24 protein-coding genes are annotated in these 23887 nt (G+C 36.9%); 17 read left to right on the top strand and 7 right to left on the bottom strand.

Annotated features, from left to right (window positions below; genetic code table 11):
• Positions 1 to 44: 44 nt before the first annotated feature.
• The 7 genes from HPT25_RS24075 to HPT25_RS24045 all read left to right on the top strand — a co-directional run bounded on the left by HPT25_RS24075 (position 45) and on the right by HPT25_RS24045 (position 8224).
• Positions 45 to 1076, top strand: coding sequence for an ABC transporter permease (locus HPT25_RS24075; protein WP_173070023.1), 1032 nt, complete (start codon positions 45 to 47; stop codon positions 1074 to 1076).
• Positions 1051 to 1845: an ABC transporter ATP-binding protein gene (locus HPT25_RS24070; RefSeq protein ID WP_173070022.1), complete on the top strand. Its 795-nt coding sequence runs from the start codon at positions 1051 to 1053 to the stop codon at positions 1843 to 1845. Before HPT25_RS24075 ends, HPT25_RS24070 begins: the two co-directional genes overlap by 26 nt.
• A 236-nt stretch (positions 1846 to 2081) precedes the next feature.
• Complete coding sequence (gene hppD / locus HPT25_RS24065) at positions 2082 to 3185, top strand: 4-hydroxyphenylpyruvate dioxygenase (RefSeq protein ID WP_173070020.1); 1104 nt, start codon at positions 2082 to 2084, stop codon at positions 3183 to 3185.
• A gap of 103 nt (positions 3186 to 3288) precedes the next feature.
• Positions 3289 to 4455, top strand: a complete 1167-nt coding sequence (locus HPT25_RS24060) for a homogentisate 1,2-dioxygenase (protein ID WP_173070018.1) — start codon at positions 3289 to 3291, stop codon at positions 4453 to 4455.
• 134 nt (positions 4456 to 4589) lie between these two features.
• Positions 4590 to 5204: an NUDIX hydrolase gene (locus tag HPT25_RS24055; protein WP_173070016.1), complete on the top strand. Its 615-nt coding sequence runs from the start codon at positions 4590 to 4592 to the stop codon at positions 5202 to 5204.
• A gap of 161 nt (positions 5205 to 5365) precedes the next feature.
• Complete coding sequence (locus tag HPT25_RS24050) at positions 5366 to 6727, top strand: aspartate kinase (RefSeq protein WP_173070014.1); 1362 nt, start codon at positions 5366 to 5368, stop codon at positions 6725 to 6727.
• Positions 6728 to 6973: 246 nt separating this feature from the next.
• Positions 6974 to 8224: a DHH family phosphoesterase gene (locus HPT25_RS24045; RefSeq protein WP_173070011.1), complete on the top strand. Its 1251-nt coding sequence runs from the start codon at positions 6974 to 6976 to the stop codon at positions 8222 to 8224.
• A 56-nt stretch (positions 8225 to 8280) separates the two neighbouring features.
• Here HPT25_RS24045 and HPT25_RS24040 read toward each other — a convergent pair whose 3' ends face one another.
• The 3 genes from HPT25_RS24040 to HPT25_RS24030 form a co-directional block, all read right to left on the bottom strand.
• On the bottom strand, positions 8281 to 9306 hold the full coding sequence (locus HPT25_RS24040; protein WP_173070009.1) for an LLM class flavin-dependent oxidoreductase: 1026 nt from the start codon (positions 9304 to 9306) through the stop codon (positions 8281 to 8283).
• Positions 9307 to 9484: 178 nt separating this feature from the next.
• Positions 9485 to 10006 carry a MerR family transcriptional regulator gene (locus HPT25_RS24035; protein WP_173070007.1) on the bottom strand — a complete coding sequence of 174 codons (522 nt, stop codon included), beginning with the start codon at positions 10004 to 10006 and terminating at the stop codon, positions 9485 to 9487.
• A 43-nt stretch (positions 10007 to 10049) separates the two neighbouring features.
• On the bottom strand, positions 10050 to 10952 hold the full coding sequence (locus tag HPT25_RS24030) for a MerR family transcriptional regulator (protein ID WP_173070005.1): 903 nt from the start codon (positions 10950 to 10952) through the stop codon (positions 10050 to 10052).
• A gap of 242 nt (positions 10953 to 11194) precedes the next feature.
• Between HPT25_RS24030 and HPT25_RS24025 the strand changes: the two genes are divergently transcribed.
• Entirely contained in the window at positions 11195 to 12031 is an 837-nt protein-coding gene (locus tag HPT25_RS24025; RefSeq protein ID WP_173070003.1) for a DMT family transporter, read from the top strand.
• Between the two features lie 116 nt (positions 12032 to 12147).
• On the opposite strand, the gene HPT25_RS24020 is transcribed toward HPT25_RS24025, so the two are convergent.
• A complete protein-coding gene (locus tag HPT25_RS24020; protein WP_173070001.1) occupies positions 12148 to 12936 on the bottom strand; it encodes an HAD family hydrolase in 789 nt (262 codons plus the stop codon).
• Positions 12937 to 13150: 214 nt separating this feature from the next.
• On the opposite strand from HPT25_RS24020, the gene HPT25_RS24015 reads away from it, so the two are divergent.
• From HPT25_RS24015 to HPT25_RS23980, 8 genes are all read left to right on the top strand, one after another.
• On the top strand, positions 13151 to 13795 hold the full coding sequence (locus tag HPT25_RS24015; RefSeq protein WP_312857328.1) for a VC0807 family protein: 645 nt from the start codon (positions 13151 to 13153) through the stop codon (positions 13793 to 13795).
• Positions 13796 to 13816: 21 nt separating this feature from the next.
• Positions 13817 to 14422 carry a TetR/AcrR family transcriptional regulator gene (locus HPT25_RS24010; protein WP_281368243.1) on the top strand — a complete coding sequence of 202 codons (606 nt, stop codon included), beginning with the start codon at positions 13817 to 13819 and terminating at the stop codon, positions 14420 to 14422.
• A gap of 65 nt (positions 14423 to 14487) precedes the next feature.
• Entirely contained in the window at positions 14488 to 14988 is a 501-nt protein-coding gene (locus HPT25_RS24005; protein ID WP_173069997.1) for a GNAT family N-acetyltransferase, read from the top strand.
• A 99-nt stretch (positions 14989 to 15087) separates the two neighbouring features.
• Positions 15088 to 15786, top strand: coding sequence for a polysaccharide deacetylase family protein (locus tag HPT25_RS24000; RefSeq protein WP_312857327.1), 699 nt, complete (start codon positions 15088 to 15090; stop codon positions 15784 to 15786).
• A 70-nt stretch (positions 15787 to 15856) separates the two neighbouring features.
• A complete protein-coding gene (locus HPT25_RS23995; RefSeq protein ID WP_173069993.1) occupies positions 15857 to 16681 on the top strand; it encodes a DUF2935 domain-containing protein in 825 nt (274 codons plus the stop codon).
• 218 nt (positions 16682 to 16899) lie between these two features.
• Positions 16900 to 18402: an aminotransferase class V-fold PLP-dependent enzyme gene (locus tag HPT25_RS23990; protein ID WP_173069992.1), complete on the top strand. Its 1503-nt coding sequence runs from the start codon at positions 16900 to 16902 to the stop codon at positions 18400 to 18402.
• A 151-nt stretch (positions 18403 to 18553) separates the two neighbouring features.
• Entirely contained in the window at positions 18554 to 18991 is a 438-nt protein-coding gene (locus tag HPT25_RS23985; RefSeq protein ID WP_173069990.1) for an Hsp20/alpha crystallin family protein, read from the top strand.
• 116 nt (positions 18992 to 19107) lie between these two features.
• The gene (locus HPT25_RS23980; RefSeq protein WP_173069988.1) at positions 19108 to 19596 is read left to right on the top strand and encodes a L,D-transpeptidase family protein; all 489 of its coding nucleotides are present in this window, start codon (positions 19108 to 19110) and stop codon (positions 19594 to 19596) included.
• Positions 19597 to 19652: 56 nt separating this feature from the next.
• On the opposite strand, the gene HPT25_RS23975 is transcribed toward HPT25_RS23980, so the two are convergent.
• Positions 19653 to 20186: a YceI family protein gene (locus HPT25_RS23975; RefSeq protein ID WP_173071441.1), complete on the bottom strand. Its 534-nt coding sequence runs from the start codon at positions 20184 to 20186 to the stop codon at positions 19653 to 19655.
• 401 nt (positions 20187 to 20587) lie between these two features.
• Here HPT25_RS23975 and helD point away from each other — a divergent pair, with 401 nt between their 5' ends.
• Positions 20588 to 22912 carry an RNA polymerase recycling motor HelD gene (gene helD / locus HPT25_RS23970; protein ID WP_173069986.1) on the top strand — a complete coding sequence of 775 codons (2325 nt, stop codon included), beginning with the start codon at positions 20588 to 20590 and terminating at the stop codon, positions 22910 to 22912.
• Between the two features lie 59 nt (positions 22913 to 22971).
• On the opposite strand, the gene HPT25_RS23965 is transcribed toward helD, so the two are convergent.
• Entirely contained in the window at positions 22972 to 23106 is a 135-nt protein-coding gene (locus HPT25_RS23965) for a BA3454 family stress response protein (protein ID WP_173069984.1), read from the bottom strand.
• Between the two features lie 228 nt (positions 23107 to 23334).
• Positions 23335 to 23565 carry a hypothetical protein gene (locus HPT25_RS23960; RefSeq protein WP_173069982.1) on the bottom strand — a complete coding sequence of 77 codons (231 nt, stop codon included), beginning with the start codon at positions 23563 to 23565 and terminating at the stop codon, positions 23335 to 23337.
• Between the last annotated feature and the right edge of the window lie 322 nt (positions 23566 to 23887).

Here is a 23887-nt window from a genome sequence, read left to right as displayed (position 1 = left end):
CCTCTAATTTATTGGCGAGAGTTATGGTGAAAGGATGGTAGTGAATGTTTACAGCCATATTTGGTTCGTTTGAAGCAGGTATTATCTTTGCAATTATGGCATTAGGTGTGTATCTTTCATTTCGTATTCTTGATTTTCCGGATCTAACAGTAGACGGAAGTTTTGTAACAGGTGCTGCCATTACATCGATTATGATCATAAATGGTGTTAATCCATTCTTGGCAACAGTTACAGCGTTATTTGCCGGATTTCTAGCAGGATGTATAACTGGACTGCTTCACACTTTTGGAAAAATTAATAACTTGTTATCGGGAATCTTAATGATGATAGCGCTTTATTCTATAAATTTAAGAATTATGGGGCGCTCGAACATTCCTTTATTAAATACTGATACTGCTTTTACCAAAATAGCAGATATCTCTAAAAATCTAGGGATTGATTCATTTTTCAATAGTTTGTTAAAAATGGCCGGGTTGGGAGACAGTCTGCCGGATACATGGGGAATTTTACTGTTTATGTTTGTTGTAACTTTTATCATCAAATTTATAACTGATGGGTTCTTAAAAACAGAAATTGGTTTAGCGATTAGAGCAACAGGTGACAATCAACGGATGATACGCAGCTTCTCGGCTAATACCAGCTTTCTTGTGGTGTTAGGACTGGGTCTTTCAAACGCCCTAGTTGCATTTTCGGGTGCATTAATTGCACAGGAGGGCGGATTTGCTGATGTTGGTATGGGGATTGGTACCATTATTGTCGGCCTTGCATCAGTTATTATTGGGGAAGCATTATTTGGTACAAAAACAATTGCCAGAACCACATTAGCCGTTATTGGTGGTTCTATCATTTACCGGATCGTTGTTACACTTGCCTTAAGAGTAGAATTCCTGCAGCCTGGGGATATGAAGCTCATAACGGCAATCATTGTTATATTTGCTTTAACTACACCAAGACTCATTGAACGTTCTAGAGAGAAGAAGCGTAAAGCACGCAAAAAAGCTGAAAAATTAAGCATGAGTCATGTCGCAGTTGAGCGAAAGGGGGAACATCATGCTCCAGTTAAATCAGATTCATAAGATCTTTAACGAAGGGACCCCTGATGAAAAGATTGCCATCGACCAAGTGGCTCTCAACTTAAAGAAGGGGGATTTTGTTACTGTAATTGGAAGTAATGGGGCGGGAAAATCAACATTAATGAACATCATTTCCGGTGTTTTATTTCCAGATGTTGGAGAAATATGGATTGACGGCAAAAATGTAACGTCCATGTCAGAATATAGGAGATCCAAAATGATTGGCCGGGTTTTTCAAGACCCAATGGCTGGTACGGCACCAAGTATGACGATTGAAGAAAATCTCGCAATGGCCTACTCACGTAATAAGACGAGAACACTAAGAATGGGTGTGACGAAAAAAAGGCGTGAACACTTTCGGCAAGTCCTTGAATCCTTGCATCTTGGATTGGAAAATCGATTAAATGCGAAAGTCGGCCTGCTATCGGGCGGTGAACGTCAGGCACTTTCCTTGTTAATGGCCACTTTTACTGAACCTTCAATTTTACTTCTGGATGAGCATACTGCTGCACTGGATCCTTCAAGAGCAGAACTGATCACGAATCTTACGAAAGAGATTGTTGAAAAATATAATTTGACGACATTGATGGTTACTCATAATATGCAGCAGGCAATAGACCTCGGTAACAGGTTAATTATGATGGATAAAGGGCAAGTGATTTTAGAGGTAGATGAAGATGAGAAACGACATTTGACAATTGAAGGATTATTAGGTGAATTTAAACGAATCCGCGGCATGCAAATGGCAAGTGACCGTGCCATCCTTTCCTAATCAAAAAATTTTTTTTACTCAAATGGCCAAAATTATTTTTTTAAAAAAGGAAATAGCTGGCATGAAAAAAGGAACGATCTCATTAAGAGATTGTTCCTTTTTTTAGTGCAAAAATAAATACTGTTAAATCTTTAATGCTAAAAAGCGTTATTGCTGTACACCCTGTTCTTGAGGCAAAAAGAGTTTGTATTTTAAAATGATTCTGAATAAGACACGGTAGAAATGGAGGGCTCAATATGAGGGAGAAAAAGACAGTGGAAGACGATTTTTTTCCAGTCAGGGATGTGGACTTCATTGAGATATACACTAGTAATGCCAAACAGGCCAGTCATTTTTTTTGTACAGCTTTCGGGTTTCGGCCAATCGCTTATTCCGGGCTCGAAACAGGCAACCGTGAAACAGTATCCTATGTGTTAAAACAGCGCCATATTCGTCTTGTTTTAACAGGATCCTATACTGAGAATAGTAAAGTATCGCAGTTTGTGAAAAAACATGGAGATGGTGTAAGGGACATCGCCTTATTGGTGGATGATGTGGAATCGGCATTTTCTAAGGCTGTTGAAAGAGGAGCAATTGTCTATACCGCTCCTTTTGAAATGAAAGATGAATATGGGGTAATAAAAAAAGCCGTCCTCCGTACATATGGGGACACAATTCATACTTTGATCGAACGGAAACATTATCAAGGGCCTTTTTTACCTGGATATGTCGCAAATGGAGTCTCTTTTCCTATTGAAGATTCCGGTTTAATTGGTATTGATCATGTGGTAGGAAATGTTGAAAGAATGGAAGAGTGGGTTGATTACTACTCGAAAGTGATGGGTTTTAAAGAGATGAACCATTTCACTGATAAGGATATTACGACAGAATATTCTGCTTTAATGTCCAAAGTGATGCATAATGGAGGGAGGATTAAGTTTCCAATCAATGAACCGGCTGAAGGGAAACGCAAATCGCAAATTCAAGAATTCTTGGAATTTAACAACGGACCAGGTGTTCAGCACTTAGCCATTTTAACTGAAGACATAGTTTCAACAGTGAAGGCATTAAAGAAAAAGGGTGTTGAATTTTTAAGCACACCAGGTGCATATTATGATACATTAACTGAACGGATCGGAAAAATAGATGAAGAGATGGAAAGCTTAAGGGAATTGAATATTTTAGTTGATCGTGATGATGAGGGATACTTGCTGCAAATTTTTACAAAGCCAATTGTTGATCGGCCGACACTTTTTGTTGAAATCATTCAGCGTAAAGGCGCCAGAGGCTTTGGGGAAGGAAATTTCAAGGCATTATTCGAATCAATTGAACGGGAACAGGAACGAAGAGGAAACCTGTAGAAAGAATGATAGAACAAATTTACTGAAAAATAGAGAGATGTAAGATACTGGACGTCGCCAGTAAGTAGATTTTCGGGTTACATGTATTTGATAGGGGGTGTAAATGTTGTACTATCGGCAACTTGGGGAACTCCCCCAAAAGCGGCATACCATATTTAATAAGGAGGATGGCAGCCTGTTTCGTGAACAAGTGATGGGTACACGCGGCTTTTCTGGCACACAGTCCATACTATACCATCATGGGATGCCGACAGAAGTGGTAAAAGTGGGAAGGAGTATGCCCTTTCTAATTGAATATGAAGAGAATCCAACACTAAAGCATCGTCATTTTCTGACGAGAAAAATACAGAAATCTGGTGATGCTATTCAAGCTAGACAATATCTTTTAGGGAATGAAGATGTACTGATTGGTATCGGGATTGTCACGGTATCCATGGACAATTTCTACCGGAACGGTGATGGAGACGAACTGCTGTTTATTCAATACGGTTCTGGGACGCTTGAAACGATGTATGGAACTTTAAGCTATCGATCTGGCGATTACCTTATTATTCCCATTGGAACGGTGTACCGAATTTGCCCTAATGAAAGTGAAGTCACTAAGATGCTTGTCATCGAAACGACAAGCCAAATTACGACACCAAAAAGATATCGAAACGAATATGGTCAGCTGCTCGAACACAGCCCATTTTGTGAACGGGATATACGTGGTCCCGAATGTTTAATCACAAAAGTGAAAAATGGAGAATTTGAGATTTTAACTAAATCAAGAGGGGCCATTCATTCTCATATTATGGCACATCATCCTTTTGATGTAGTTGGCTGGGATGGATATTTATATCCATGGGCATTTAATATAGAAGATTTTGAGCCTATTACTGGAAGAATCCATCAGCCCCCACCAGTACATCAAACCTTTGAAGGGCACAACTTTGTGGTCTGTTCGTTTGTGCCAAGACTTTTTGATTATCATCCACAATCGATTCCAGCACCATATTATCATAGTAATGTCAATAGTGATGAACTTTTATATTATGTAAAAGGTAATTTTATGAGCCGAAAAGGGATTCAAGAGGGCTCTATCACATTACATCCAAGTGGGATTCCACATGGCCCGCATCCAGGAAAGATAGAGAGCAGCATTGGCAAGAAAGAAACAACGGAGCTAGCTGTCATGATCGACACATTTCACCCTCTGAGAGTCGTAAAGAATGCATGTGAATGGGAAGATCCACAATATATGTATACATGGTATGAAAAGTCTGAATAAATCCTATGGCAGCCCTCTATTTCGAAAGTGGGGCTGTTTTTTTATTTTATTACTGTGTGTAAGTTAATTTAAAGGATTTTTATGTAAATAGTGATATGCTATTACTAATGAATCTTTGATGTGTAGGTGAAAATATGAAACGGGACCAGATTGTTACGAAATTGCAAAATCATATGCCATCCATTTTGGGCGGAGGTCATGTAAAAAAATATGCAGTCATGCTCCCACTTATACAAAAGGAAGATGGGATACATGTCTTATTCGAAGTTCGGTCACAGCAATTAAGAAGACAGCCTGGGGAGATTTGTTTCCCTGGAGGTAAAGTTGATGCTGCTGATATAGATGAAAAGGCCGCTGCTATTCGTGAAACGATGGAAGAACTAGGTGTTAAAAAAGACGAGATATTTGATATATTTCCACTTGATTATATGTATTTTCCCTCTGACATGATTCTTTTCCCGTTTGTTGGATATATAAGTAATCCGGAAAATATTTCGGTGAATCCTGCGGAAGTAGGTGAAATCTTTTCAGTACCAATTTCCTTTTTTCTCAATCAGCCTCCAAAGATTTATCAAGTGCAATTCAAGATTGAACCTGAAAGAAATTTTCCGTTTGACCTGATTCCCGGCGGAGAAAATTATAAATGGCGAAAGAGAAGTATGGACGAATATTTTTATCTTTATGAAAATAAGACTATTTGGGGGTTAACAGCAAAAATTCTATTTCATTTCATTGAGATTATTAGATAAAAATTAAACAGTGACAGCTTATTATGGAAGCTCACTGTTTTTTTGTTAAAAATGTCTACTGGAAATGGACAAATGTACGTGTAAGGAGGAAAAAACTCTTGAATATTTTCTAAATTGTTATAAAATTATGTTTATATTTTTATTTTATAGGAGATGTTTTGATGAAAGTAGTTAAGTTCGGCGGATCCTCTTTAGCATCTGGACAACAGTTGGAAAAAGTATTTAAAATTGTCCTTTCAGACCCTGAACGTAGGGTTGTGGTTGTATCAGCACCAGGAAAGAGGTTTACAGAAGATATTAAAGTAACAGATTTACTAATTGAATGTGCAGAAAAGGCATTAGACGGAATTAATCCAAAAGAACAGATAGATGCAGTTGTTGGTCGATATAAGACAATAGCGGAAGATTTGTCTATTCCTTCTCAAGTTATTGATGAAATTCAACAAGACCTTGCTTCAAGGCTAAATTCTGACCAAAGCAAGCCAGACCGGTTTATTGACCTGCTTAAAGCCAGCGGTGAAGATAATAATGCCAAATTGGTCGCAGCCTATTTTCAATCAAAAGGAATCCAGGCTAGTTATGTTAGCCCGAAGGAAGCAGGTCTACTTGTAAGCGCAGAGCCGGGAAATGCCCAAGCTTTACCGGAAGCATATGAATTACTGTCTTCACTTCACAACAGACCAGGAATTTTGGTTTTCCCAGGATTTTTTGGGTACAGTCATGAAGGAGAAGTCTATACGTTTTCCCGCAGTGGTTCAGATATTACCGGCTCCATTCTTGCGAATGCATTAAAAGCGGATCTTTATGAAAACTTTACTGATGTAGACGCGGTTTATTCAGTAAATCCTTTTATTATAAAAAAACCTAAGGAAATTAAAGAATTGACCTATCGTGAAATGAGGGAGTTGTCCTATGCAGGTTTCACTGTTCTGCATGATGAGGCGCTTGTCCCTGCATTCCGTGCTGGAATACCAGTACATATAAAAAATACAAATAATCCTGCTGCACCTGGTACAAGAATTGTGGCAGAGAGAGAGAACGGTAACGGTCCTGTAGTTGGAATTGCCAGCGATGATGGGTTCTGCAGTATTTATGTAAGTAAATATTTAATGAATAGGGAAATCGGTTTTGGACGTAAGTTATTAGGGATTTTAGAAGAATATGGTCTTTCATACGAACATACTCCTTCAGGAATCGATGACGTATCTGTCATTCTACGTGAAAATCAGATGGATGATGAAACAGAGAAGGAAATAATCAAACGAATCAAAACAGAATTGCATGCAGATGAAGTAAAAATCGAGCACAGCCTGGCTCTTATCATGGTTGTAGGAGAGGGAATGCGCAGAAATGTCGGAACAATGTCAAAAGCTTCGAAAGCTTTAGCCAAAGCGAAAGTCAATATAGAGATGATAAATCAAGGTTCTTCAGAAGTAAGCATGATGTTCGGCGTTAAAGAAACAGATGAGAAAAGGGCCGTTCAGGCATTGTATGAAGAATTTTTCACAGCAGTTACAGTTTAATATATGAAAAAACAGCAGTTCCAGATTTATTCGGACTGCTTTTTTTGTTTCATCAAGTTTAGAGGAGCAGGACTTTACTTATTAATTGTCAAATCTATGATTAACCAGCACAACGATATAACTGAAATTAACAACCTTTCTAGGATTTTTCCTAAAGCAGTGAACGAATATGCAGGATATGGTATAGTGGGGATAACTCTGAGAAAAACTATCATTTATGGAAAAAATATTGGATGGTGTCGCAAAATGGTAAAAATTTTTACAGATATTGATTTAGATGGGCTTGGCTGTGGTGTGATTGCAAAAATTGCTTTTGGGGAGCGGGCCAATATTTTCTATTGCTCCTATCGAAATTTAAATCAAAGGGTCGAAACGTTTCTAACAAAGTCGGAAAGTGCCCAGGAGGAATTATACATAACAGATTTGGCAGTAAACAGTGAAGTTGAAAAAAAACTGATGGAACGATTCCGGCAGGGAAAACATGTCCGGGTCATCGATCATCATGTGACTGCTATGCATTTTAATGAATATGAGTGGGGTACTGTTAAAACTGAATATGAAGATGGAAAAAAGACATGTGCAACCTCTTTATTTTATGATGAGCTGATTCGAACAGGAAAGCTGGAACGAAATAAAGCACTCGAGGCTTTTATCGATTTAGTCAGACAATATGACACGTGGGAATGGGATGAAAACCAAAATTTCACCGCTAAACGGTTAAATGATTTATTTTATATTCTGAATCGGGAGCAGTTTGAGGAAGAGGTCATACAACGTATTTTACATCATAAAGACTCTTTTTCATTAACTGATGAAGAAAATCGCTTGTTGGACATTGAAGAACAAAAGATTCAGCGCTATATTCAGTCTAAAAACAGGCAAATGGTTCAAACTTTTGTGGATAACTATTGTGTTGGAATTGTTCATGCCGAACAATATTTGTCTGAGCTCGGGAATGCTTTAAATAATTTGAATCCTCACCTTGATTTAATTGCTTTATTAAATGTTGGCGGCAAAAAAATCGGCTTCCGCACCATACATGATGAAGTGAATGTGGCAGAATTTGCTCAAAAATACGGAGGCGGGGGACATCGCAAAGCCTCGGGGGCGGATTTAACAAAGGAAGCATTTGAAACATATGTGGCCCATGCATTTCATCTTATTCCGCTTAAACCGGATGCTGATCGGAATGAATTTAATCTTAAAGAGTCTGCTGTAGGTTCGAGCTATCAAAATCATAATGGAGAGATTTCTTATATCGTCCCAGAAGAAAAAGGCCAAATTTCCATTATCCATAAAGGAGAAAGACTCGATATACGCTTTCCAACCTATTTGGATGCGGAAAGACACCTTAAAAGAAATTATTCTTCTTGGCTGAGGAACGATAAAGAATATTTGGAACATCTCACAAAAGTGTTAAAGATACCACTTGATGAATTAAAAGAGAATTATGATGAAATCATCAGCAGCCGGTTTGTAGATATCATAGGGGTTTAAAAAAGGGTTTAAAAAAAGCTTGAGGATAGATGTCCTCAAGCTTTTTTTAGTGTATATTAGTGTACAATTTCTGCTAATATCTCATATGATTTAAGCCGTGCTTGATGCTCGAATATTTGGGCATTGATGATCATTTCATCTGCCTGAGTCTCATCTAAAAAGCTTTGCAGCTTTTCTTTCACCGTACTTGATGAACCAACAATGGTGGTTTTCAAACGTTGGTCTAACAGTGATTTCTCATATGCATTGCAAAGGGTATCTATGTTATCAACTGGCGGCTGCAGTTTGCCAGGATTATTCCTTAAAAGTGATAAAAATTGCTGTTGCATGGATGTCGACAATCTCTCTGCCTCTTGATCAGTATCCGCAGCAATAACATTCACCCCTACCATGACATACGGACTTTCCAGAGCTTTAGAAGGGCGGAAATAACTGCGATATAAGTCAAGTGCAGGTTTTGTATATTCCGGTGAAAAATGGCTGGCAAATGAAAAAGGCAATCCAAGTTGTCCAGCGAGCTGGGCACTATAGCCACTGGACCCTAAAAGCCAAATTGGAATATGCAACCCTTCGCCAGGTATAGCCCTTACCGGTTTATTACCATATGCTAAAGAGGGATCGAAATAGGTACGAAGTTCTGCTAACTGCTCAGGAAAATCCTGACCATCACTATGCCTATCTCTTCTTAGGGCGTGCGCAGTCAGTTGATCTGTGCCTGGTGCTCGGCCCAGTCCGAGGTCGATTCTTCCAGGAAAGAGAGATTCAAGTGTTCCAAATTGTTCAGCAATAACGAGTGGGGCATGATTTGGAAGCATAATGCCTCCCGATCCAACGCGAATCTTTGTCGTCCCTGCCGCTACATGGCCAATGACAATCGAGGTCGCTGAACTTGCTATACCTGGCATATTATGATGCTCTGCCAGCCAAAAACGGCGATATCCCCACCTCTCAGCATGTTGGGCAAGATCTAATGTATTAGCTAACGAATCTGCAGCATTCCCGCCTTCAATAACGGGAGACAGGTCAAGGATAGAATAGGTGATGTTTTTTATGTCTTTTTTGTCAAGATGCAAAATATTCATCTTCTTTCTTTTTGGAGTAGCTATATAGATATAGAAATTTTATCAATTTATATGAGCTCTGCAAACTAAAACGATTTTAGTATTATTTTCCTGGAATAAATTTTAGTCAATTTCAACAATTAGCAAATAAAAATGACCAAACGGTAATGAACACGTTCGGTCATTTTTATATTGGGAACTAAAATCCAAATAAAGAGCTTACAAAATTTTTTTTCTTTCTTTTTACCTTTCCTTTATCAAGGACTAGGGGTTTTTCTTGTTGCGAAGAATTCTGCAATTTTGCTAATTGGTCCTCTAGCATTGTTACCTGTCGGGTTAATTCGGTTACCTGTGATTGAAGATCTTCAATTTCCCTGCGATGCTGAAGGATTTGATACGATGTTACGGAATCAGCCTTGGCATGTATACTCAATTCTAACTCTTTCATTTTTGTAATTAAGGATTCAATTGCCTGGTCATGATCAGCAGTTTTGACTGTTCCTTTACGGGACTTTTTCTTGTCGTCTAATGGGGGAATATCTTGAAGTAGAGTTCCGTTTTGAAGCTGTTCATGGATTTTTTTCAGCAGTTCAATATCTTCATTATTAAAATAATAATGTCCGCGTTCATTTCGTTCCATTGGCAATGATAGCTGCTTGATCCAGCGCTGTATCGTACTGGCTGATACTCCCAATAATTTCGCCACTTCACTCGTATTCATTTTTCATCCTCCTTTTTAAAAGATACGATCCAATTGTGGTTTTTTATGCCCAGAATTTCCACCAACTTCTGTTCTTGGCAGCTGCTGTTTCCCTAAAATTCGTCAACATATGTTGAAAAGCAGCTTCTCTTTGTTTGATTTCATGACGTAGTTCCTCACGGTCTTCAATCAATAGTTCTCTTTCCCTTGAAATCACTTCGGTTAAATGTGAAATTTCACTGGTTGTAAACTCAATATGATGAGATATTTCTTCAGTGGTATCAGCCAATTGTTTGGATAATGTGAGTATTTCATCAGAGGTGCCAAAGGAAGAGTGTTTAATATTATCAGCTAGGTATTGGATCTTGTCAGCTGTTAGTTCAGAGGCCTTATCAATGGCACCTGACAATTTCTCAAGCTCAGCCATTGTATTGGCATTAGATTTGTATACCGAATCAGAAAATGTTTTGACAGCCTTTAAATTGCAGTTTGAGATTTCTTTTTTTATTTCATCTACTACTTCTTTACGGACAACGCTGCGGATCTCATCCTTTACTTCATTTAGAAATGTTTTTTTATAAGTATCCATAGCTTCAAAAAACAATTGAGCATTTTGCAGCTGATTTTCTGAAGCAGCTTCAGAGGTTGGCGTTGTTTGAGTAATCACTTCATACGTATGAACGGATGGCTCTGGAATGGTAACTGGGTTTTCAAATTTCTCAGGAAACTCTTTTGGTTCTGGCTCAAACTTCTGAAGTACCTGGCGAATTTTATCTTTACTTAATTTTTTTGCATACATTTGTTTAATCTCTAAAAGCAGCTGAATCTCGGTATCTGAGTAAATTCTTGCTCCCTGCTTGGAGCGTGGGACGTCGAGGATATCTTCTAATTCCTTTTCCCATTGTTTGATATTTCTTACTGCTACATTTATTTTCTTAGATACCTCACTTAAGGTATAAACCTTCATCGTTCATCATTCCTTTCTACATGTTTCAGGAAGAAATTATGTTTTATGTTAGTTATTCACAATTCATATCAAATTTTCCTGCCACATGACAAAAGCTATCAAAACAAGACTAAAATCAATAAATACCTACATTTTTTCTACTGTATGCATGATTTTCTCGAAAATTCTCGAAAAAACGATTGTTAAACAAGGTTTCAGGGGTTATGATTTGGATGTAAATTGAAAACGAGAGAAGGTGCATCATGTGGGTGGCAGCCGCAATTGTAACAATGCTTAGTTTCGGTACAAATAATACGATTTTCAAGTGGAGTTCCGGGAAGGGTTTATCCAAACTTCATCTGCAATTTTTCTTTTATATAACAGCCTTTTTATTGACACTTTGCTACGGCTTCTTTTCCGGAGGTTTTCATCTGGGGATTTACGGCATTTTCCTTGGTTCATTAATTGGTATTTTAAATGCGAATGGAAATATTCAAATGGCGAAAGCATTTGAAGCCGGACCAGCTAGTTTAACATCTCCCCTTGTTGGTACTAATGCGATTTTTCCTATTTTAAGTGCAGGAATTATCTTCCAAGAACACATTGCAGTTCTTCAATGGGTGGGAATAGTGTTTATGCTGGGCTCAGCTGTTGTGATACAATACTCACCGGGATCAGGCCATTTTGTCAATTATCGGCCTTGGATCAGTAGGATTATTTTTTCCATCATGTCATTTGGTCTTTTAGGCATTTTGATGAAAACAACCGCCTTTTTACATATTCACTCGTTGGAGATCCTGATTTCGATGTATGGGGGCGGAGCGGTTTATTTGGCTGTTTTCAGTTTGATTAATAAGGAAAAGTGGCAAAAATCTGAAGGGAATGTCGGGGCGCTTGTTGGGGTTTTAAGTATAATTGGGTACAGCAGTTATTTTTATGCTCTTCAATCTGGTACGGCCAGCATTGTGTTTCCAATTGTAAGCCTCAATTGCCTAGTGGTAATACTTGCAGGGTTTATCCTTTTCCATGAAAAATTAAAAAGTTATCAAATGATCGGAGTACTAACAGCGTTACTTGGGATTATTTTAACAAAAATATGAAAATGCAGAGTGATATGTCTCTGCATTTTTTTCGTAGCTTTGTATAAATTGTCGTAACCACATGATGGATAGAAGAGGAAAATCAACGCCCAAGTATTTACTGGGCTTATATTTATTCATTTGACTAATCCTAATTTTTTTAGCCCGTTAAATATTCCAGAATCTGTAACGTTTGTTGTTCTATGCTTTGCATACTGAAAAATATCAGGATGTCCGTTGCCCATGGCAAAGCTTTCCCCGGTATTGCTGAGCATCTCTTTGTCATTCATTCCATCTCCAAAAGCAATGGAACATTGCTTATCAATGCCAAGGTGTTTTAAAACCATTTGAACACCGTAACCTTTATTTACTTGATCACGAATAACATCGTAGCAGTGCCGCATTCCTTCCACATTAACCTGTGATAAATGAATGTCAGCCTCTGTTTCATAAAAGGAGATATCCGATTCCTTTAAATTCAACAATGTCATTCCGAGAACTTGATCATTGATAACGGGAGAATATGAAGCATTTTTATATAAATGAAAATAAGAAATAAAATCTTGGGTGGTAGGTGATTGAATATGTGTAAATACATTTTCGTTATTTGTATATAAAATAGCTTCGTGTTGGTGTAAGTTGGCGGTTTCCAAGAATTGATCAATAGTAGAACTCATCATTGGTTCATTAAATAACTCTTCTCCTCTATAAACTGCGTATGCTCCATTGTAGCCAATGAAAGAATGAATATTTAATTCTTTTGCCATTTCATCTAACTCATGCAGGGGCCTGCCTGTGGCTAAAAAGACTTCTATCCCAAGTTCCTGCACCTGAGAAATGGCAGATTTGGTTGATTCCTCAATCGTGTTGTCAGGGGTAAGAATGGTTCCATCAATATCTAGAAATAAAACTTTGTAATCGGTCATGAATACTTCTCCTTCTGTTTTCGATAATGGATATTTTAACACTTCAGTAAAGAGAAAGCGAAAAATCCGGGTGTGGATTGCAAAGAAAGGGTTTGTTTGATTCAATGCATATTACTTTTATTGGTAAAATAAAATAAGATTGGAAATAACCATTGACATACCGACGGTCGGTTTGTAAAATAAATCTAACTACAATGAAAGGTGAGAGCGAAAGGTGAATATAACCTCAAAAAGGAAATTGATTCAAAGTATTATTTTAAGTATGGTTATTAATGGGGCCATTCCAATGGTGGTGTATAATTTATTGCTACATTATTTTTCTAGTTTTAACGCTTTGCTTATAGCTACCCTAATCCCATTGGCTGACAACCTTTATCATCTCTTAAAACATCGGAGATCAGATTCATTCGGATTATTTATGTTAACAGGATTTATCTTAAGTTTGCTTGCGTTTATGCTAGGCGGAAATGAAAGGCTGATATTGCTTCGCGAATCATTGGTGACAGGTTTATTAGGATGCATATTTATTGGGTCATTATTTTTTTCAAAACCTCTTATCTATCATTTTGCTATTCGTTTCAGTGTCAATAATCAGGATGATATGAAGGGGGAATTTGCAAAGAATTGGGAGCTGCCCTATTTCCGCTTTGTTATAAGGATTATGACGGTTATTTGGGGAATTACTTTGCTTGGTGAAGCTATAATAAAAACCATTTTAGTATATGAGCTCTCAATTCCTGCATTTTTAGCTGTTTCACAAGTGGTTTTTTATGGAGCAATCGGAGTGGCGATTCTTTGGACAATATTATATAGAAGATATGCGAAAAAACGCTTGGATCTTCTAATTGCAGCTATATAAGAAACTGTGGAGGATATTCTAATGACAAACTCAACGATTTACAATAATTCGAGCTTTCAGCACATTTTAAATACAACTGAGGACATTATCTTGGAAAAAGGCTGCAGAAACACCACCTTGAAAGATATCATTGAACGCACAGGTTTATCAAAAGGTGCTATTTACCATTATGTTGAAAGTAAAGATGAGTTGTTTGGGTTGATATTAAAATCAAAAATCGAAGAAATGAATGAAGCTTTTAATCAGTCAATCGCTCGTTCTCTTCATAACGAAAACATTGGGGAAGAAACCTTTGAAGTAATTAGCCAATTTTTCTACTCGAGACAGAATTCAAAAGATGTGGGAAATTACATTTTTGTCTATTTACTAAGTCAGGATAACGAAAAGGTTAGAAACATTTTAAAAGAGATTTATAAATTTAGTAAAGAAACAGGAGCAAAATGGATTAAAAGGGGCCAAGAGAATGGCGTAATTCCAGAAAATATCGACGCAGAAAAAATGGCAGTACTACTGATGACATTTTCTTTCGGACTGCGTGTAACCCAAATCCTTTCAACAACAGAAGAGGAAAAAATAGCTGAAAATGATATTTTTAAAATGATAATAAGTACATTGACTCATAATTGACCACTTTATTTGGGTTTTAACCAAAAGGTATTTCTTGAATTTTAAACTATGAGTAAGGTGATGATATGGAAATTCAGCCCGTTACTAAGAATGATTGTAAAAAGGTTAAGCGGTTTTATTCGGCCATTACTGCTAATTTGCGCAGTAATGGCGTATATCAATGGGATTTCTTCTATCCCAATCCCTTTATCATTAAAAATGACTTAAAAAAGGGAACGTTATTTGGATTATACGAGGAAAACCAACTAGCCGGTGCCGTTGTATTGGACCCTAAGCAAAGTAGTAAATATAACGATTTGCCGTGGGAAGATATGAATGGGAAGCCTTTAATCATTCATCGTTTAGGCGTTCATCCCTTATTTCAAGGAAAAGGTTACGGGAAAAAGCTGGTGCAATTCGCAGAATCCTATGCGGTAAAGAATGATTTTACGAGTATTCGTTTTGACGTCTATGCCGAAAATAAAAGGGCTCTAACGATATATGAAAAGGCAGGATATCAACCGCGAGGAATGATTCGATTTCCTTTTCGTTCAGTTCCTTATCAATGCTATGAAAAAATTATGTAAGAATAGCAGTTATGATGTTGTTAAAAGATAAAAAAAACGTCATAAGCGAGTGATTATATGAAATACAGAATCCTAATAATTTGTTGTTTACTCATCCAAGTGACCCCATCATACAGCCATGCACAACAACGTGTCCCTATATTAGTTTATCACTCCATTGCTCAATTTCCTGGACATGGTTTAAAAGAGTTATACGTCACCCCGGAAAACTTCGAAAAACAAATGAATTATTTAAAAAATAATGGTTTTACCTTATTAACTTTTGAACAATGGAAAGATATAAATAAAGTTCAAAAGCCGATTCTCATAACTGTTGATGATGGGTATAAAAACAATTTAACAGTTTATGATGTATTTAAGAAAATTCAAACAGGCTCGTTTAGACCTTCAGAACCCTTTTTTATCATTTCAGATTTCATTGGCCGACCCAATCGACTTTCGAACTCGGACTTGAAGATTCTTGCTGAGTCCGGAATGATTTCCATTCAATCGCATACCGCAACACATCCTGACTTAACAAAGGCCAACCGTTTTATCGAGGAATTAAAAGACTCTAAGAATAAAATTGAACAAATTACTGGAAAACCAGTAATCGCTCTTTCTTATCCATTTGGCAACTTTAACTCTCAAGTGATAGCTGAAACCAAAAAGTATTATCTTTTCGGGTTAACCACAACCCCCGGACCATATATTAAAACAGACTTTAAAGACGAACAGTATCTGCTGCCAAGAACATATATCAAATATTCAACTACTCTTCAGGATTTTATGAAAATTGTAAATTCTAATGTGAAATAAATGATTAGATTCCTTAATATGACGATATTTTAATATGGACATGAATATCCTTTAATAGGGGGGATATTCGATGGCTGTGTCAATTAGTGATTGGGAAGAGCATTTTTTTTGGGTGGAAATTCTACAAGATCATGCCATTTTTGTCAGAGATCATTTGTCTGTGACAGAGAAAAAAGAAATTTCCATTGCAGAAAGTTTTATTCGATTATTCGGAGGATTGATCGATGAATTAAAGAAATTGGATCCCAATCTTACCTTTTCAGAAAATGAAATGATTTTATTTGCTAAACAAGCATACCCCGTTGCTTACGATTACTATCGTTTTGAAGGCTATATCCAAAATCTGAGGATAAAAAATAAAATCAACCTGAATTTGTCGCCCACTTATTTGAACGGAACTCTAAATGAGAATCAAGAATATTTGCGTCTTCTATCCTTTTATGTCAACGGTCAGCAGCCTGCTCCGTTAAGACTGGATCAGTTGCTGGATTTGTGGTTGGAAGACCAATTAGGGCACATTATATTGCTGAGAAACGTAACAGATCCTATTGAATTAACGGTTGAAAGGCAGGCAGATCAATTTGCCAACAGATTTCAGATGTTTATTCTTCAAAATCACCATATAAAGGGCTATTTACGTTTTATTGAGCAAGGATTTCCCAGACAAAGGCAGTTAGCGCTTGAGGTAGGGAGAACTGTCATTGAAATGAATCTGTATATTAGGTCTGTCCTTGAAAAGTACAAAGGCGAAAGAATTTTAAATAAAACGACACTGCGTTTTATAGAACATCATTTTCCTGAAACCTGCTATTTTATCAAAAAATTAGCTGAATTTGCCCCTGAACTCTATATGGAAAGCGTACAGTGTTCATTAAAAAAACCCTCATTCAGTTAAAATGGAGTTTTGATATATGGATAGAAAGGAGGAATTCCAGATAGGGATTCTTCTTTTTTTAGCCGATAGGAAAGTTTTCCTATCAGGCATAAGTGCAACTACGCCTTTGTCTTCGCCCTAACGGGCTCGCCAGTCGGCGAGTTTTCTTTATTACCATTATTCCATTGAAACCCCTCAATGCATATATTGGTTAGCAAATAACTGTGGGGTGGGAGCGAATGATTACAGCGAGACTTGGAGGTAAAACGTATCGAATTCCTGTAAATCTCGAGCAATATTTTAACACGTTTCGTCCACACGTCATTGGGATCAATCAGGAATTTGCATCACCTTATGGAAATAAAACCATTATATATGGGGATTGGACTGCCAGTGGAAGACTGTACAGACCGATCGAGCAAAAAATATCTGAGGTTTTCGGGCCATATATGGCTAATACCCATACAGAATCAAATGTCACCAGCTTAATGATGACGGGAATATATAAACAGTCAAAGCAGATTATAAAGGAACACGTAAATGCCGACTCAAATGATGTTGTGATTCTTGATGGCTTTGGTATGACCGCTGTTATGAATAAATTACAGCGAATATTAGGGATGAGGATACATGAACGCTGGAGAGATCGATTAAGACTCCCTGAAAAAGAGCGCCCGATTATTTTCTTAACCCATATGGAACATCATTCGAATCAAACCTCATGGTTAGAGACAATAGCCGATATCGAAATCATTCAGCCTGATGAAAATGGTTTGGTTGACCCATGTCATTTAGAGGAGCTACTACAGAAATATAAGGATAGGAGCTTGAAAATTGGGTCATTTACTGCTTGTTCAAATGTAACAGGTATACAAACTCCATATCATCAACTTGCGAAAATCATGCATCAGCATGAAGGTATATGTATTGTTGATTTTGCTGCAGCAGCGCCATACGTGAAAATCAACATGCATCCGAAAGACCCTTTAGAAAAATTGGACGCCATTTTGTTCTCGCCGCACAAGTTTTTGGGAGGACCCGGAACGAGTGGTGTTCTTGTATTTGATTCCCGAATCTATAAAAATCATATTCCTGATCATCCAGGAGGAGGCACCGTAACGTGGACAAATCCGTGGGGAGGACATGAATATTATGATGATATCGAACTTAGGGAAGATGGAGGAACGCCAGGGATTTTACAAGCGATCAGAACTGCATTGTGCTTGAATTTAAAAGATCAAATGGGAGTAGAAAATATTTTAAAGAGGGAGAAAGAACAATTAAACCTTTTACTTCCTCTTTTGGAAAAAATACCTCAAGTTCATATATTGGAAGGACATATGAAAGAGAGATTGGGGATTGTCTCGTTTTATATTGAAAACATTCATTACAACTTGATTGTTCGATTATTAAATGATCGATTCGGCATCCAGGTAAGAGGAGGATGTTCGTGTGCGGGAACATATGGTCATTATCTTTTTCATATCGATCAAAACTCATCTAAACAAATTATGGAGAAAATAAATCATGGGGATTTGTCGACAAAACCCGGTTGGGTTCGATTTTCTCTACATCCGATAATAAGCAACCAAGAAATATTATTCTTTGTTGAAGCGATTAAGGAAATAATCGAAAACATTGATGACTGGAAAAAAGATTATATTTATGATCCCTCCAGCAATGATTATTTTTATATCCATTTTATTCGGGAGGATATGTCGCCGATGTTTAGAATGGAATAATGAAAAGAAATGCCTCATAGCAAAAAATATATGGTTAATAAGTTTATTATAAGTTAAATGGTATAAAAATGTAAATAATTTACATTTTTATATTGGTGTTATATAATATAAATGAAATTTTTTAAGTTGCAAAGAAAAGGAGGAATCAACCATGACCTACTTAGCGCCATTTAAAAAAAGAGCGAGGGATTTGAGTACCGAGATGTGGGATTCTTTCAGTGATTTTTTCAATGACAATTTCTTTGCTCCCGTTCACAGTGAGACTAATTTTTTCCGTACAGATGTTAGAGATTGCAGCGATCATTATGTTGTAGAGGCAGAATTGCCGGGCTTTTCAAAAGAGGACATCAAAGTGGAATATGACCATCATTATTTAACGATTTCTGCCAAACGCGAATCACATATAAAGGATGAGATGGAAAGCTTTATTCGTCAGGAAAGGCACTTTGGAGAATTTGTCCGCCGTTTTTATGCTAAAGACATTAATGAAGACACGATAGTTGCCACTTTTACCAATGGTATTCTTACAGTTAAATGTCCAAAAATAAGCATTCCACATATCGAACAAAAACGAATAGAAATTCATTAAAGATAGATGATGAGTCGTGATCATAGATTGATGATTGCGGCTTTTTCTGCTTTATTAGCTCAATTTTAAGTCAATAGGAAAACGGGGGCATATGCTAATGAAAAAGGGGGATCTCCATGATTCACACTGTGAGGCCCGGTGAAACGCTGGCATCCATATCAGCTGATTACCGGGTCAGCCTCCATAGCCTTTATCACGCAAATCCAGGAATCAGTCAATTGTTTGTTGGGCAAAAGATTCAAATTCCCGGGATCCCAGACCCGAGCACAATTCCATATACCATTGAAATTTCCGTAAGTAAAAAAAGACTTACATTATATCAAAATAACAAATTGATGAAAATCTACCCCATAGCTGTTGGGAAAATGCTGACTCAAACGCCGGCGGGAGATTATGTCATTGTCAATAGGCAATATAATCCAGGGGGGGCGTATGGTGTTTTATGGCTTTCTCTTTCAAAACAAGGTTATGGCATACACGGGACCAATGATCCGAGTTCGATTGGCAAGGCTGTTTCGCACGGGTGTGTAAGGATGTTTAATCGGGATGTGTTACAGCTATCAAATTTGGTACCAAATGGAGCAAGGGTTAGAATTAACCTATAATTTAAAGAAGGAAGCTCCTCGAAGAAAGGGGAGCTTTCAATAATATATTTGAAAATTTACTCTGCTTTCGCAGCTTGAATTTGAAGATTGATTTTTACTTTGTCACCAACAAGAACACCGCCAGTTTCCAGTGCAGCATTCCAAACTAGGCCATAATCTGTACGATTTACAGTCCCCTCTACACTGAATCCAACTTTTTCATTTCCCCATGGATCTTTTCCTGAACCTTCATAGGTTACCTTAAAAGTTTCTTTCTTTGTTACACCGTGAAGTGAAAAATCTCCCGTTACGTTATATTCATCATCATTAATTTTGGCAATATCAGTTGATGTAAATGTCATTAATGGAAAATTTGCCACATCAAAGAAATCGGCAGAAACAAGGTGACCGTCACGATCTTGGTTACGAGTGTCAACACTTGCTGTTTCAATTGTAAATTCAATGGAAGCAGAAGTTAAATCCGTCGGGTCAGCTTCAATAACAGCATTAAAGCTGTTGAAAGACCCTTTTACATTAGCAATCATCATATGTCGAACTGAAAAATCTACACTGCTATGTGCTACATCTAAAGCCCATTTTGATTTAGTCATCATTTTTCTCCTCCAATTTGTTTTGAAAGTAAATATCTCGAATTAAAAATAACTGATTTCAAGATAAATTATATGATTTAGACATTTATATTGTCAATTTATTTTTATCATTTTTTAGAAGATTTTTCGGATAATAATGATGAAAGGAATGATTGGGATTTTCTTATTGATTGGATAAAATTAAAAGCTGAGGGAGGATGAAAAAAGGAAACAAAAAAACGCCTTAAGGGCGTTTTTGAACATGAATGAAATTTATCTTGAAAAAACACACGTAGCATGATAGAATGACAAATGGTATAAAATGTTTTTCTTCATTTTTTTATAATTACCTACTATAACATTAACATTTTTAATCGTTGCTGTCAATAGGACAGAGCTAATTTTTTTAGGGGAGTGGTTTGATGGGTAACTTGCAGAAAAAAGGCTGGCAGTCGGAGCAGGAACGAGTTGATTTAGTTGTTACAGAAATTTATAAAAAAATAAATAAATTATCAAAAAATGCTGGAACTGTCAGTTCTGATGTCCTAGAACTCCGAAAAACATTTTGGGAGGATGTCACAGTTAATTTGGATGAACCAGATGATGTGATTGAAACTGCGGCAAGTTTGAAACAGCAGGCTGAATTGCTTTCTGAAAGGGAAAGAACTTACGGGCAGCTGGATACCCAACTTAAAACACTTTATAGGCTAAAAGACTCTCCGTACTTTGGTCGCATCGATTTTTTAGAAAACGGGGAAAAGACAAGTGATCAGGTTTATCTAGGGATTTCATCACTGATGGATGAAAATGATGAGAATTTCCTCATTTATGATTGGCGAGCTCCTATTTCAAGCCTCTACTATGATTACCCGCCAGGGCCAGCACAATATTCGACTCCTGAGGGAGATATTATCGGAGAAATGAAATTAAAAAGGCAATTTATTATTAGAGCTTCTATCATTAAAGGAATGTTCGAAACAGGTGTAACGATTGGTGATGAAATGCTCCAAGAAGTATTGGGCAATAATGCCAGCAGCCAAATGAAAAGCATTGTGGCTACGATTCAACGTGAACAAAATGCCATAATACGTAATGAGAAGAGCAAATTATTGATCGTCCAAGGAGTTGCAGGAAGCGGTAAAACATCTGCAGCACTTCAGCGCATTGCTTATCTACTATACCGATATCGCAGCACATTGAAATCAGAGAATATTATGCTTTTTTCGCCAAACCCTTTATTCAACAGTTATGTGGCAACTGTATTGCCGGAATTAGGCGAAGAAAATATGCAGCAAGTAACTTTTCAAGAATATTTGCTCCAAAGGCTGGGGAAAGAATTCACGGTAGAAGATCCTTTCGTTCAAATGGAATACTTATTAACAGCCAAATCTGATGAAGGATATTTAACAAGAGTTAATGGGATTCGTTTTAAAGCGACCACAGATTTCAAAAAAATGGTGGATGCATACGCAGATGGGTTATCGGACGATGGACTTATTTTTAAAGATTTTCGATTCAGGGGAGATGTCCTAATTTCTCATCGGGAAATACATGATTACTTTTATTCCTTGGACCGTAATTTCACGATATCGAACCGAATACAATTAGTGAAAGAATGGCTTGTAAAGGAATTAAAGCGCTGGATGAAACGAGAACGCTTGAAGAGCTGGGTGGAGGAAGAGATCCAGTATCTTGAAAAAGAGGATTATTTAGAGGTTTATAAGAAACTAGAAGGAAAACAGCAGTTTACAGAAAATAGTTTTGATGATTTCGAAAGAGAGCAAAGACTCTTGGCTGACATGGTTGTAAAAGAACGATTTAGGCCATTGTTCCGTTTGGTTAAGACCATGAAATTCATTGATATGCAGCAGATTTATCTCGGGTTATATAGGACAGAAAATGATTATGGCGTAAATGTACCGGTAAACTGGGAGCAAATGAAGAGCCAAACGCGTCTTCATTTGAAAAACAACGTGATTCCTTACGAGGATGCTACTCCGTATGTTTACTTACAAGAACAGATTGAAGGTAGGAAATCCAACACCTCCATTCGCCATATCTTTATTGATGAGGCCCAGGACTACACTCCATTTCAATTTGCATTTATCCAGCAGTTGTTTCCGTTTAGTAAAATGACTTTGTTAGGTGATTTCAATCAAGCGATTTATTCGGGGGCTACCGGAGCTGAAACAATACTAACAGACTTGGCTGTTAATGAGGATACGGAAACATTTGTTTTAAATAAAACTTATCGATCCACTAAGGAGATTGTGGAATTTTCTAGAGAGCTAATTGAAACCCGTGAAGAAATTATTCCATTCAATCGCCTGGGTAGAAAACCGAATGTGACCTTATTAGACAGAACAAACATAAAAACAAAAATAGCGGCTAAAATTATACAGTTTCAAAATGAAGGTCACAGAACAATTGCAGTAATTTGCAAAACAGCAGAAGAGAGTAAAGAGGCATTTGAATTACTTAAGTCAACCTTACCGGTATTTTTAATAGAAAAAGCTACGCTGTCATATGAGAAGGGAATTCTGGTAATTCCTTCTTATTTGGCGAAGGGGATTGAATTCGACGCAGTGATTCTTTATGATTGCTCAAAATATCAACACGAAAGCGAGAGAAAGCTTTTTTATACTGCCTGTACTCGTGCGATGCATGAATTACAATTATTTGCTATAGACGGAATCAGCCCCCTTATGAATGGGGTTCCAAATGAAACCTATACATTAGAAAAATAGTGCAACAATAAAAAGCTGTATGTTTCGATGGTTTCGAATCATACAGCTTTTTTATTTTGTTATTTTTCCCATTGCTTTCGAACCTGTTCATAGGCTAATCGCAAGATTTCTTCATCTGAAGTATTTCGGTCAGTAATCACATTTGTTAAATAAGACATACCTTCATACATAACTGTTACACTAATTTCTACCATTATAATCACCTTTCTTTATATTAATTTTCAATTTAAAAGGGAAAAAGCAGGTTGGCAAAAAAATACAAGAGAGTGATTTATGATTATTTTTATTCATAATCATCGTCTGTGAATCATCGTGTTGAAAAACTGTGTAGTGTGAACCAATGAGGTTCATTATTATAAAGGATTTTCTGTGCAAACTGGAAGTGGTAATAATGTTTATGTAATAAACATATAAAAAATAACTTAAACTTCAATAGTCATGAATTCTTCAACAAAAAGTTGTACATCTTTCTTATTGATTTGATTCTTTTTAAATAAGGATTCAGCGATTCCGAATTGCGCTTGAATGGGTAAATTTTTCTTTAAATCTCGCATGGAAATTTCTCCATTTAATAATTGGATCGCTATTTCTTTGATGTCTTGATTCTTAGATGAGTTATACAAAAGATAGGCGATACAGGTAACTTTATCCATATTTACCACCTCGTTAAATCAAGAATCAGTTTTATATATATTTCGACTAAAACGTATTATTTCCTTCTATTTTTTCTGAAAATTTTAAAGTGAATAATAATTAGCTTCATTTTTAAGTAATCACAGGCAGTGAATTTGTTGAATATTGCTTAATTCTGATGTTTTTAATATAATATTGAAGGGATAAAAGATAACCAGTACTATAAGTCGAATGGCCTTTCGTCCCACACGGGATGAGAGGTCATTTATTTCGTCTTAAACAACAAGCAGTTAAGGAATATTGTGATGACTGCTGCTTAACTTTATACATATAGGAGGAAAT

The organism is Neobacillus endophyticus, from assembly GCF_013248975.1.
Taxonomy (GTDB): Bacteria; Bacillota; Bacilli; order Bacillales; family Cytobacillaceae; genus Neobacillus; species Neobacillus endophyticus.
The sequence above is the reverse complement of the archived record's forward strand: the minus strand, read 5'-3'. Positions and strand labels throughout refer to the sequence as shown.